The sequence below is a fragment of the Pseudomonas sp. TE36184 genome, from assembly GCF_054060055.1.
This window is the reverse complement of sequence record NZ_JBSSCU010000001.1, coordinates 3,967,780-3,980,533: the sequence shown is the minus strand read 5'-3', so window position 1 is coordinate 3,980,533 and position 12,754 is coordinate 3,967,780. Positions and strand designations below refer to the sequence as shown.

The 12,754-nt window shown below is 63.0% G+C and carries 9 protein-coding genes; 5 read left to right on the top strand and 4 right to left on the bottom strand.

What is annotated here, in order from left to right:
* The first annotated feature begins 3 nt into the window (after positions 1–3).
* From parE to ACVWZP_RS17910, 4 genes are all read left to right on the top strand, one after another.
* Positions 4–1,908 carry a DNA topoisomerase IV subunit B gene (gene parE / locus ACVWZP_RS17925; RefSeq protein ID WP_057003668.1) on the top strand — a complete coding sequence of 635 codons (1,905 nt, stop codon included), beginning with the start codon at positions 4–6 and terminating at the stop codon, positions 1,906–1,908.
* Positions 1,908–2,903 (top strand): esterase-like activity of phytase family protein, encoded by a 996-nt coding sequence (locus tag ACVWZP_RS17920; RefSeq protein ID WP_457369981.1) that lies wholly within the window; start codon positions 1,908–1,910, stop codon positions 2,901–2,903. The genes parE and ACVWZP_RS17920 overlap by 1 nt, the downstream gene beginning before the upstream one ends.
* 73 nt (positions 2,904–2,976) lie before the next feature.
* Positions 2,977–5,241, top strand: coding sequence for a DNA topoisomerase IV subunit A (parC, locus tag ACVWZP_RS17915; protein WP_017849774.1), 2,265 nt, complete (start codon positions 2,977–2,979; stop codon positions 5,239–5,241).
* Between the two features lie 173 nt (positions 5,242–5,414).
* Entirely contained in the window at positions 5,415–6,125 is a 711-nt protein-coding gene (locus ACVWZP_RS17910; protein ID WP_026140384.1) for a PqiC family protein, read from the top strand.
* A 181-nt stretch (positions 6,126–6,306) separates the two neighbouring features.
* On the opposite strand, the gene ACVWZP_RS17905 is transcribed toward ACVWZP_RS17910, so the two are convergent.
* The gene (locus ACVWZP_RS17905; protein ID WP_079442718.1) at positions 6,307–7,836 is read right to left on the bottom strand and encodes an AhpA/YtjB family protein; all 1,530 of its coding nucleotides are present in this window, start codon (positions 7,834–7,836) and stop codon (positions 6,307–6,309) included.
* A 134-nt stretch (positions 7,837–7,970) separates the two neighbouring features.
* Here ACVWZP_RS17905 and serB point away from each other — a divergent pair, with 134 nt between their 5' ends.
* Positions 7,971–9,185, top strand: coding sequence for a phosphoserine phosphatase SerB (gene serB, locus ACVWZP_RS17900; protein WP_017849771.1), 1,215 nt, complete (start codon positions 7,971–7,973; stop codon positions 9,183–9,185).
* A gap of 131 nt (positions 9,186–9,316) precedes the next feature.
* Here the strand turns inward: serB and asd are convergent, their stop codons facing one another.
* From asd to ACVWZP_RS17885, 3 genes are read right to left on the bottom strand one after another with little or no spacing between them, the layout of a single operon-like run.
* Positions 9,317–10,177, bottom strand: coding sequence for an archaetidylserine decarboxylase (asd, locus tag ACVWZP_RS17895; protein ID WP_017849770.1), 861 nt, complete (start codon positions 10,175–10,177; stop codon positions 9,317–9,319).
* Positions 10,178–10,193: 16 nt separating this feature from the next.
* Positions 10,194–11,009, bottom strand: coding sequence for a thiosulfate sulfurtransferase (gene rhdA, locus ACVWZP_RS17890; protein WP_017849769.1), 816 nt, complete (start codon positions 11,007–11,009; stop codon positions 10,194–10,196).
* A gap of 57 nt (positions 11,010–11,066) precedes the next feature.
* Positions 11,067–12,602 carry an HDOD domain-containing protein gene (locus ACVWZP_RS17885; RefSeq protein ID WP_177029541.1) on the bottom strand — a complete coding sequence of 512 codons (1,536 nt, stop codon included), beginning with the start codon at positions 12,600–12,602 and terminating at the stop codon, positions 11,067–11,069.
* Between the last annotated feature and the right edge of the window lie 152 nt (positions 12,603–12,754).

The following is a 12,754-nucleotide window of genomic DNA, read 5'->3' as shown; positions in this document are numbered from 1 at the left end:
CCCATGGCCACTCCCAGCGCTAGCTCTTATAACGCCGACGCCATCGAAGTCCTCTCGGGCCTCGACCCGGTGCGCAAACGCCCCGGCATGTACACCGACACCAGTCGGCCGAACCACCTTGCCCAGGAAGTCATCGACAACAGCGTCGACGAAGCCTTGGCCGGGCACGCCAAGTCGGTGCATGTCATTCTCCACGCTGACCACTCCCTGGAAGTGTCCGACGACGGTCGCGGCATGCCGGTGGACATTCACCCGGAAGAGGGGGTGTCGGGCGTCGAGTTGATCCTCACCAAGCTGCACGCCGGCGGCAAGTTCTCCAACAAGAACTACCAGTTCTCCGGTGGCTTGCACGGTGTCGGTATTTCCGTGGTCAACGCCCTGTCGACGTTGGTGCGGGTGCGGGTCAAGCGCGACGGCAACGAATACGAGATGACCTTCGCCGATGGCTACAAAGCCACCGACCTGCAGGTGATCGGCACCGTTGGCAAGCGCAACACCGGCACCAGCGTGTACTTCGCCCCGGACCCGAAATACTTCGATTCGCCGAAATTCTCCATCAGCCGCCTCAAGCATGTGCTCAAGGCCAAGGCCGTGTTGTGCCCGGGCCTGCTGGTCACCTTTGAAGACAAAGGCAGCGGCGAAAAGGTCGAGTGGCACTACGAAGACGGCCTGCGCTCCTACCTGGAAGACGCCGTCAGCGATTTCGAACGCCTGCCCAACGAGCCGTTCTGCGGCAGCCTGGCCGGGAACAAAGAAGCCGTCGACTGGGCGCTACTGTGGTTGCCTGAAGGCGGCGACAGCGTGCAGGAAAGCTACGTCAACCTGATCCCCACCGCCCAGGGCGGCACCCACGTCAACGGCTTGCGCCAGGGCCTTCTCGACGCCATGCGCGAGTTCTGCGAATACCGCAGCCTGCTGCCGCGCGGCGTGAAGCTGGCGCCGGAAGACGTGTGGGAGCGCATCGCGTTCGTGCTGTCGATGAAAATGCAGGAGCCGCAATTCTCCGGCCAGACCAAAGAACGTTTGTCATCCCGCGAGGCGGCGGCGTTTGTCTCCGGTGTGGTCAAGGATGCGTTCAGCCTGTGGCTCAACGAGCACCCGGAATTGGGCCTGGCCCTGGCGGAACTGGCGATCAACAACGCCGGCCGTCGCCTCAAGGCCAGCAAGAAGGTCGAGCGCAAACGCATCACGGCGGGCCCGGCACTGCCGGGCAAGCTGGCCGATTGCGCCGGGCAGGACCCGATGCGCTCCGAGCTGTTCCTGGTGGAAGGTGACTCCGCCGGCGGTTCCGCCAAGCAAGCGCGGGACAAGGAATTCCAGGCGATCCTGCCGTTGCGCGGCAAGATCCTCAACACCTGGGAAGTCGACGGCAGCGAAGTCCTGGCCAGCCAGGAAGTGCACAATATTGCCGTGGCCATCGGCGTCGACCCCGGCGCGGCGGACATGAGCCAGTTGCGCTACGGCAAGATCTGCATCCTCGCCGACGCCGACTCCGACGGTCTGCACATCGCCACCTTGCTGTGCGCGCTGTTCGTGCAGCACTTCCGCCCGTTGGTGGACGCCGGTCACGTCTACGTCGCGATGCCGCCGCTGTACCGTATCGACCTGGGCAAGGAGATTTTCTACGCCCTCGACGAAGGCGAGCGCGATGGCATCCTCGACCGCCTGATCGCCGAGAAGAAACGCGGCAAGCCGCAGGTCACGCGATTCAAAGGCCTGGGTGAGATGAACCCGCCGCAACTGCGCGAAACCACCATGGACCCGAACACGCGGCGCCTGGTGCAGTTGACCCTGGACGACTTCGCTGCCACCTCGGAAATGATGGACATGCTGCTGGCGAAGAAACGCGCGCCGGACCGCAAGTCCTGGCTGGAGTCCAAGGGCAACCTCGCCGAGGTCCTGGGCTGATGCGTACAGGTTTCGCCCTGGCGATCCTGATGTTGAGCGGGTTGGCGGCCACCCAGGCGGTCGCCGCGCCCGTGGCTGAGCTCAAGCTGGTGTCCGAACATCCGGTGGACGGCATGCGCGGCGGTAACCTGTCGGGCCTGGCTTTGTGTGGCAACGCGTTGTGGACGGTTTCCGACCGCGACGACGACCAGATCTACCGCCTGGATATCAGCGCGCCGACCTGGCAGGCCGAAACGGTGAAGCTCGACGTGCCGCCCGTGCCTGACTCCGGCCTGCCCTGGGGGCTGCGTTCGCGCACCAAGGCGGCGTCGCTGATTCGCGGTGGCGACCTGGATTTTGAAGGCGTCGGCTGCGATGCCGCGGGTAACCGCTACGTGGTCAGCGAAGCCCATGCGGCGGTGCTGAAAGTGCCGGCGAGCGGTGCGCCCGAGTGGTTGAAGATCGCCCCCGGCATGGTGCGTGAGGCCCGCGCCAGCGGCATGTTGCTGCATTTCAATGCGTTGTTCGAAGGCCTCGCGGTGAACCCCGAGGGCAATCAGATCTGGCTGGCGGCGGAGCGTGAACGGCGCGGGCTGATTTCCATCAAGCGCCAGCAAAGCGTGTGGGATTGCGCGGGCGCGTGCGTGCTGTTGAGCGAGGCCGGCCAGGAGGTGCAGCCGGCGCAGTTCCCCAGTGCCAAGGCGGTGTCCAAGGACTTTTCCGACCTGGCGCTGTTCAACGGTAAGTTGTTTACCCTGGAGCGCAATGCGTTCCAGATTTGTCGGCGCGATGCGCTCACGGCCAAGGTCGAGCTGTGCTGGTCGTTCGCCGACGAGACCCTGACGCCCGAACGGCGCTACGCCCAGCCTTATGGCCTGGCCGAAGCCCTGGTGCTGGATGCAGACGGTGCCTGGTTGGGCATCGACAATAATTTCGGCGCCCGCGCCGATGGCGAAAAACGCCCGGTGGTCTATCGTTTCGCCGCCCCCGCCGGTGGCTGGAGCGCCCAGCCATGAGCCACCCCTGTTTTGAATTGACCCGGCGCCGCGGCATTTCCGCTGCGCCTTACCAAACAATGATGAGGCCCGCATGAGTGACATCCTCGCAGACAGCTTAGACGGCGTAGAACGCCGGTCGCTGGCTGACTTCACCGAAAATGCCTACCTCAACTACTCCATGTACGTGATCATGGATCGTGCCTTGCCGCATATCGGCGACGGCCTGAAGCCCGTACAACGGCGCATCATCTACGCCATGAGTGAGTTGGGCCTGGACGCAGATTCCAAGCACAAGAAGTCGGCGCGTACCGTCGGTGACGTGCTCGGTAAGTTCCACCCCCACGGCGACTCGGCCTGCTATGAAGCCATGGTGCTGATGGCCCAGCCGTTCAGCTACCGCTACACGCTGGTAGATGGCCAGGGGAACTGGGGTGCGCCGGATGATCCCAAGTCTTTCGCGGCCATGCGTTACACCGAGGCGCGCCTGTCGCGTTATTCGGAAGTGCTGCTCAGCGAACTGGGCCAGGGCACCGCGAACTGGGGCCCGAACTTCGACGGCACCCTCGACGAGCCCCTGGTGTTGCCGGCACGTTTGCCGAACATCCTGCTCAATGGCACCACCGGCATTGCCGTCGGCATGGCCACCGACGTACCGCCGCACAACCTGCGGGAAGTCGCCACGGCCTGCGTGCGCTTGCTCGATGAACCCAAAGCCACGGTCGAGCAGCTCTGCGAGCACATCCAGGGCCCGGATTACCCGACCGAAGCGGAAATCATCACGCCGCGTGCCGACCTGCTGAAAATGTACGAAACCGGCAAGGGCTCGGTGCGTATGCGCGCCGTGTACCACGTCGAAGACGGCGACATCATCGTCACCGCGTTGCCGCATCAGGTGTCCGGCGCCAAGGTGCTGGAACAGATCGCCGCGCTGATGCAGGCCAAACCGTCGAAATTGCCGCAGGTCGCTGACCTGCGCGACGAGTCCGACCACGAAAACCCGTGCCGCATCGTGATTATTCCGACCAACAGCCGGGTCGACCATGAAGTGCTGATGCAGCATCTGTTCGCCAGCACGGACTTGGAGTCCAGCTACCGGGTCAACATCAACATCATCGGCCTGGACGGCAAGCCGCAGCTGAAGAACCTGCGCAATCTGCTGGTGGAGTGGCTGGAGTTCCGCGTCCAGACCGTGCGTCGTCGCCTGCAGTTCCGCCTGGACAAGGTCGAGCGCCGCCTGCACCTGTTGGACGGCTTGCTGATTGCCTACCTCAACCTGGATGAAGTGATCCACATCATCCGTACTGCCGAGCACCCGAAAGCCGAGCTGATCGCGCGTTTCGAGCTGAGCGAGATCCAGGCCGACTACATCCTCGACACCCGCTTGCGTCAGTTGGCGCGACTGGAAGAAATGAAGCTGCGCGACGAACAGGACGCGTTGCTCAAGGAGCAAGCCAAGCTGCAAGCCCTGCTGGGCAGCGAAACCAAGCTCAAGAAGCTGGTGCGCAGCGAGCTGATCAAAGACGCCGAGACCTATGGCGACGACCGCCGTTCGCCGATCGTTGAGCGCGCCGAAGCGAAAGCGCTGACAGAAACCGAGCTGCTGCCAAACGAGAAAATTACTGTCGTTCTGTCGGAAAAGGGTTGGGTCCGTTCCGCCAAGGGGCATGATATCGATGCGACCGGCTTGTCGTACAAGGCTGGCGACGGCTTCAAGACCGCCGCCGCCGGGCGGTCCAACCAGTTTGCGGTGTTTATCGACTCCACCGGGCGCAGTTACTCGGTGCCGGCCCACACCTTGCCGTCTGCGCGCGGGCAGGGCGAGCCGTTGACCGGGCGCCTGACGCCGCCACCGGGGGCGAGTTTCGAATGCGTGCTGCTGCCGGACGACGACTCGCTGTATGTGATCGCCTCCGACGCGGGTTACGGCTTTGTGGTCAAGGGTGAAGACCTGCAGGCCAAGAACAAAGCCGGTAAAGCACTGTTGAGCCTGCCGAATAACGCCAAGGTGATCCTGCCGCGGCCGGTGGACGATCGCGAGGGTAATTGGCTGGCGTCGGTGACCACGGAAGGGCGTTTGCTGGTGTTCAAGATCAGCGACCTGCCGCAGTTGGGCAAAGGCAAAGGCAACAAGATCATTGGTATTCCCGGCGAGCGGGTGGCCAGTCGCGAAGAGTACGTGACAGACATCGCAGTGATCCCGGAAGGTTCTACCCTGGTGCTCCAGGCCGGCAAGCGCACGTTGTCGCTGCGCCCTGACGACCTTGAGCACTACAAGGGCGAGCGTGGCCGACGCGGTAATAAACTGCCTCGTGGCTTCCAGCGCGTGGATGCTTTACTGGTGGAAACGCCGGTTTAGCGCGGATTAGAGCTCTTGATCTACGATTTAACGCGTAGATCGACGCTTTCGCGCTGGAGTCATGGCGCATATTCACGGATGATATGGCCTTTCCAGCGCCGGCGTGGCCGAGCGTGTTTAGGTTATTTTTAGTATTACATTGTGGTTTGCCTTGTGGCAGCCGCCTGGATGGGATGATGACTGCTCCACGCCTTCCTTTTATTTTTATGCTCGCTGGCCTTCTGGGGTTGGCGGGTTGCAGCACGCACCAGCCGGTGTCGCTGTACCAGCTGGACAGCGGAAGTCCCGCTCAGCCAGCTCAATCGGCCGGCATGGCCGTCTTGCTGGGCCCGGTCGTCGTCGCTGACTACCTGCAACGCGAAACATTGCTGCAACGTCAGAACGACGGCAGCCTGCAAGGTTCCACCGATGGTCGTTGGGCGGGTAGTTTGTCGTCCGACATCAATCAGTTGATGTTGCGCCAGGTGGCGGGTCAGTTGGACAGTCAGCGTGTGGTCCTGGCGCCCGCGCCCGCCGGTTTTTCCCCGGATGTGCAGGTGTTGCTGACCATTACCCGACTCGACTCCGGCACCTCGCAACCGGCGATCCTCGATGCGCAATGGCGCTTGATCGACCGCCGCGGCCAGGTGCGTGATAGCCGCATCGTGCATCTGCAGGAAGAGCATGCCGGCACCACGGCGTCCCAGGTCCAGGCCCAGGGCGTGTTGTTGCAGCATCTGGCGCAGCAGTTGTCGGTGGCCCTCAAGCCATTGGCCAACCAGCCACCAGTCGCCGAGGCGCCGCGCAAGCAAGCGCCGGTACAGGCCAAACCGGCGGCTCCGGGGAAACCGAAAATGCCGATGGCTACGCCGATCCGCACGGATATGGAAGTGTTCAGGTTCTGATCTGAATGGCTCCAACCCAAAAGGCCCGCTTATTCAGCGGGCCTTTTTGTTTGTGCGCGATTTACTTGAGGCTTGTGGAGTCCAAATGTGGGAGGGGGCTTGCCCCCGATAGCGATGTGTCAGTTGCCGCCGTTTTGACTGACGCGCCGTCATCGGGGGCAAGCCCCCTCTCACATGTCAGTCAGGGCTTGGCACGGGACTCGTGCATCCGCGCCAATTGCCGCTCCAGCATCGACGGATACGGCTCCATCAAGCGCTCTACGCAACTGGCGCCCTCGGGGCTGGCAATCGGACGGATGCGCGCGCGTTGGCGGATCAGCGTGTCTTCGCTGATCTTGCGCTCCACCAGCAGCAGGTTGCGGCTGTGTTGGGACAAGGCCAAGGCGTCCTGGGCGATTTCGGTCAGCAGCAGGTCGATCTGGCTCATGCCGAACAGGTCGTCGCCAACGGTCAGGCCCAGTTGCAGTTGCAGCGTGATGCCGCTGTCGGCCACTTCGATCTGCAACTCATGACCCAGGGCGCGCAGCAGTTCGCCGCAGCAGATGGCGTTGGTCAGGTAGTCTTCGCCGCTGTCTTCGCTGTGGAACAGCATCAGTGTGCTGCCATCGTTCAGGGTGTGCAGCTCGCTCTGGTAGAGCGAGGCGGCCTGGTCGAGGCAGTCGCGGTAGCGTTCCAGCAATTCCGTCAGGCGGGCGCGGGGCAGGCGGCGCAGTTGGTCCTGGGCGCCCAGTTGCACGGCCAGGACCGCACTGTGTTGGGGTTCGGCGTTCTTTGCCGGCACGGGCTTCGGCGCGATGGCCGGGCTGCTGGCCGAGGTGTCGCGCAGGTCGGCGAACGGGTCTTCGTCGTCCAGCTCGTCTTCTTCGGCCTTGATTACATGGCGTGGCGCAGGCTTCAGGCCCGCGACCGGCGCGCTTTCGTCAAAGCCCGGGTCGCGCAGGTTGCGCACTTCAAAGGCAGGTTCGTCGTAATCGCTGTCGTCGAACTCGGGCTCGGGTTCAACCTCGTGTACCACCGGTTCCGGGGCGAAGCTGGCGTGAAGCTGGCGCGCAAGGTCGCCGATCTCGTCCTGACGATCGGTGGCCGGGGTGTGCTCGTCGATATCCCGCAGCCAGATGCGCAGTTGCATCAACGGCGTGGAGATATGCCGCCCCAGGCGCAGGCTCAAGGCCAGGGCCAGCGCCAGCAGGATCGCGCTGAGGATGCCCATGCTTTGCAGGCTGATGGTCATCGGCTGCTGGAATTGCTGCATGTCCAGGCTGATGCGCAATTGGCCGGCTTTCACATCCTGAAACGTGATATTGCTCTGGTACAGGCCTTCGGCCTCACCCAGCAGGCCGTTTTTCGGGCGTTGCCCGGCTTCGGCCATGATCCGGTTGTCCACGCTGTAGATGGCGGCGTGGGCCACCAGCGGGTTCTTGGTCAGGTTGTTGAGCAGCACGTTGAGGCTGAGGATGTCGTTGGACACCAGCAGCTCGGTCGCCGAGGTGGCGGTCTGGGTGGTCAAGCTCTCGCCCAGGGCATCGGCTTGTTCGTGCATGGCCTGTTTGAACTGCAAACCCATCACGCAGGCGTAGATCACCAGGGCCAGGGCGACCAGGATCACGTTATGGCTGGCGATGCGTAATGCGATCGGTACACGGCGGTGGCGCAGTGCCCGGAAGATCAGCAGGAAGAAGTTGTCGGTTTTTACTGGCGTGGGCCGGTTCACTTGAGCTCGGCTCTTTAGTCCGTGAAGTTGACGCGCAGTATAGCGACAGGCCCAAGACCGGCAAAGCGCTGGCTGTGCCCGATGGTCACTGAAAGTGGGTAGAATGCGGTTTTTTTCCAGCCTGGGGGTGCGCTTTGCGCGAAATTGTCCTGATTAACATCACGGGGGAAGACCGGCCAGGTCTGACCGCCGCCATTACCGGTGTTCTGGCCCAGGGTGGTGTGAACATTCTCGACATCGGCCAGGCGGTGATCCACGACACCCTGTCCTTCGGGATTCTGGTGGAAATCCCCAGCACCGAGCAGGCGTCGTCTGTCCTCAAGGACATCCTGTTTACCGCGTACAAGCTGGATCAGCAGGTGCGTTTCACCCCGGTGTCCGAAGAGGATTACCGGCATTGGGTGTCCGGCCAGGGCAAAAAACGCCATATCGTGACCTTGCTGACCCGCAAGGTGACGGCCGAGCAGTTGCAGCGCGTCAGCTCGATCACCGCGCAATATGGCTTGAATATCGACCATATCGACCGTCTGTCGGGCCGCATGCCATTGGACACGCCAGATGACCAGGGCAAGGGCTGCATCGAGTTTTCCGTGCGCGGCGAACCGGCCGATCCCCAAGCCTTGCGTGCCGACTTCCTGAGCGTGGCGCAGGAGCTGAATGTCGATATCGCCTTCCAGGAAGATTCGCTGTTCCGCCGCAACCGCCGCCTGGCGGTGTTCGACATGGACTCCACGCTGATCGAAGCCGAAGTCATCGACGAACTGGCCAAGGCTGCCGGTGTGGGTGAGCAAGTCTCCGCGATCACCGAGCGCGCCATGGCCGGCGAGCTGGATTTCCGCGCCAGCTTCAAGGAGCGCCTGGCGTTGCTTAAGGGCCTGGATGTCAGCGTGCTGGATTCGATCGGCGCCTCCCTGCGCCTGACCGAAGGCGCCGAAACCCTGTTCGCCGAACTCAAGCGCCTGGGCTACAAGACTGCGATCCTGTCCGGCGGCTTCAGCTACTTCGCCAAGCAATTGCAGGCCAAGCTGGGCATCGACTATGTGTTCGCCAATGAGCTGGAAGTGGTGGATGGCAAGGTGACCGGCGTGGCCGTGGAGCCGATCGTCGACGCGCAGCGCAAGGCCGACTTGCTGCGGGAATTGGCCCACAAGGAAGGTTTGCGTCTGGAGCAGACCATTGCGGTCGGCGACGGTGCGAATGACTTGCCGATGCTGGCGATTGCCGGGTTGGGCGTGGCGTTCCGCGCCAAGCCGCTGGTCAAGCAATCGGCCAAGCAGGCGATTTCGACCCTTGGGTTGGACGGTGTGTTGTATTTGCTGGGCTTTCGCGACCGCGACGGGCAGCTCTAACTGAAACAATGCGCTTAAAAATGTGGGAGGGGGCAAGCCCCAGATGGCAGTGGTTCAGCTACAAATAAGTGACTGAGCCACCGCTATCGGGGGCAAGCCCCCTCCCACATTGGATTTTTGCAGGTTTCGGATCAGGCTTTCGGTAACGCGATGCCCTGGCCCATCTGCACCGGCGAACCCGCCACCAGTGTTTCTGCCCACTGCACCTGATCCGGCCCGAACAGCACGATCGCGGTCGAACCCAGCTTGAAGCGACCCAGCTCTGCGCCTTTCTCCAGGTGAATCGGCGCACGCGCGGCTTCGTCGTAGCGGAAGGTTTTCAGCTCGCGCTTAGGCGGCGTGACCAGGCCGGCCCACACGGTTTCGATCGACGCCACAATCATCGCGCCCACCAGCACCACGGCCATCGGGCCGCGTTCGGTGTCGAACAGGCAGACAACCCGCTCGTTACGCGCAAACAGCTCCGGCACGTTTTCGGCGGTGGTCTGGTTGACCGAGAAAATCCGCCCTGGCACGTAGACCATCTCGCGCAAGGTGCCCGCCAGTGGCATATGCACCCGGTGGTAGTCTTTCGGCGACAGGTAAATGGTGGCGAAATCGCCGCCCATGAACGGCGCAGCCATGGCCGCATCGCCGCCCAGCAATTCCAGCACGCTGAAACTGTGGCCCTTGGCCTGGAACACGCGACCATGCTCGATCGGGCCGAGCTGGCTGACTGCGCCATCGGCTGGGCTCAGCACGGCGCCCGGGGTTTGATCGAGTGGGCGCGCGCCGTCTTTCAGGGCGCGGGTGAAGAACGCGTTGAAGTGTTCGTAGGCGCTCAGGTCTTCAACCAGGGCCTGGGACATGTCCACTTGATAGCGCTTGGCGAACCAGGCGGTGAAGGCGTTCTTGAACCAGCGCACGCGGCACTCGGCAATGCAGCCGGCCAGGCGCGACAGCAAGTGGTGCGGCAGCAAGTACTGGCTGAGGATGAACAACTGCTTTTTCATTAACTGTCCTTAAACCTTAAATCTCGACGGGGGTGTCGGGGTGGTTGCCCCATTCGCCCCAGGAACCGGCATAACCTTTGACTCGCGGATAACCGAGCGCCTTGGCCACCAGGTAGGTGAAGCCAGAGCGGTGATGAGTCTGGCAGTGGGTGATGATTTCTTTGTCGCGGGTCAGCCCGAGGTTTTCGAGGATCTGCGGCATGTCGCGGCGGATGCGCAGGTTGCGCGCCTTGTCCATGCCGGCAGTCCACTCGAAGTTCACGGCGCCGGGGATGTGACCGCCCTTGGCTGCCAGGACCTTTTCGCCGGAATATTCCAGCGGGCCGCGTGCGTCCCAGATGCCCAGGTCGGCGGCGCCGAGACGGCTTTGCAGGTATTCGCGGGTCGCGGTGGGGCCGTCATGCAGGGTGAGGCTGACAGGCCCGCCAGCCGGGGCCGGCACCTCGGTGGACAGCGGGAGCGGGTCTGCCAGCCACGCCAGCAGGCCGCCGTCGAGGTAGTGGTATTTCGTGTGGCCGATCACGTCGAGCAGCCAGATGAAACGTCCGGCCCAGCCACCGCCTTCGTCGTCGTAGACCACGTAGGTCGCGTCCGGGGTGTGGCCCAGCTCGCCGAACAGTTTTTCCAGGTCTGCCTTGTTCGGCAACAGGCCGGGGGCTGGCGGCTGGCCCAGTTGGGTGCGCTTGGGGTCAACGAAATGCGCGCCGGGGATATGCCCTTCGGCGTAGCGGGCGGCGCTGGTGAGGTCCACCAGAATCAGTTGGTCGGCATCAAGGCGGCCAAGCAGGTCGCTGGGTTCGATCACCAGCGGCAAGCCAGAGAAGTCAGGCATGTGAGGTCTCCTGGGCACAAATGTTGGCGATAAAAGAGGGCGATTGTAGCGCAAGCATCAACTGGTGCGGTTGGTAAAGCTGTGCAGGGCTTTCTCGATGCATTGAGCGGTTTTGCCGAAGGCCTGCACGGTGGTTTCCGAGAACGGCCCGCCGCCCTGGTCGGCGATCATCAGCATAACCACCCGGCCGTTGCAGCTCAGTGAGCGCAACAGCAGGTGTTCACCGTTGAACAGGCGACGCAGGATCGGCGGCAACAGGGCGGCAAATTGCGCGTGATTGTCGGGCGTGAGGCGCACCTGGGCGGATTTTTCCAGCATGCGTTGCAGCAGCGTGCTGTTGACCACGTCGAGGCTCAAGTTGGCGGCGTCCTTCGGCAGGCCGGCGGCCTGGTGGACGCGCAGGGTGCTCAGGGCGCGATCGGCCATGAACAGCAAGACGCGCTGCATGCCGCTGGCCTCCAGGGCTTCCTTGGCGCAGGTGGTCAGGTGCATGGCGTTGGCGAAGCGGCTTGGCTCCACCAGCAGTTCGGTGCAACGGCTGCGCCAGACGGCCAGGGCCTCGGCGGTCGGCGGCGGTGCGGGCAGCAGGCCACGATGGATTTTCTGTACATTCCACGGCCAGATCAGCGACAGCGCCGGGTGCCAGAGGTCGGGCATCAGGGTTGCGCGAGCGCTGATCACCGCTTGCTGGTGAACCTGTTGCTGCACCTCGCTCAACGGCTGTTGCAGGTACAGCGCGGTGAGGTATTGCCAGCGCTCGGTATGCGGGCAGGTCCAGGATTCCTGGGCCGACATCGCCAGGCCGTTGGCCAGCAACACCGTATTGGCCGGCTGGTTCAGCCAGCGCCGCAAACTGGGTTCGGCATCCAGCAGTTGTTGCTGGCGCAGTGGGTCGTCTTCCCGGGCGATGCGCAATGCCTTGACCAGCAAGCGTTGCTCGGTCAGCAGCAGGTGATAGCCCTGGGATACCCAGATCGGCAGGTGCCAGGTTTCGGTCAGGCCAAGGCACAGGTCGAGCAGGCGCACGCCGAACAATTCCTGTTCGACCTGACGCGCCGATTGGCCTTTGTGGATCACCCGCAGTTCCCATTCTTCCAGGAGCTTGGGGTAGGCCACCGCCATTGGCCACAACGGCGCCAGGAACAGCAGGCTGCCCCAATGAATGTCTTGCCACAACCGCGCCAGGCGGCTGGCGAACAAGCCGCTGGCTTGCTGCGACGCGTGGCGGCTGACCAGCACCAGTTGGCGAAAGGCGACGGGGATTTCATTCATCGGCACCGACGGCAGTCGTTCCAGCAGGTCCTCGGCGCGTTTGAGGCCGAGACGGTTAAGCGCCACCTCAAGGTTTTCTGCCGGTTCCGCCATGCTGCCATGGGTGTGGCTGTTGGCCTCGCGCATTACGCTGAGTACCAGCGACGGGCTGTTCTGCATCAGCTCGGCAATATCTCGCAAAGAACTGCGGCTATCGCGGATGGCTTTGCACACGCGCTCGTGGCTGGCCTGGGGAACGGGCAACCGGACTTCGTCCAGGCACTTGATCCAAGCGGCGAGAGAGATGGGTCTTACAGATGGGGCTGTCTTTTCATTGGCCATGATTGGGGCGCGATCATCACTTACTTCAACACGCCCTGAACGGGCCGAACTGGCTTTTCGCCTTGACGGCCTATAGTCTGGCGCAGTTTTGCCGATAAGTAGAACAAGAGTTTTTCAGTTACCCCAAATATGTCCATGAACCCGACGGCGCA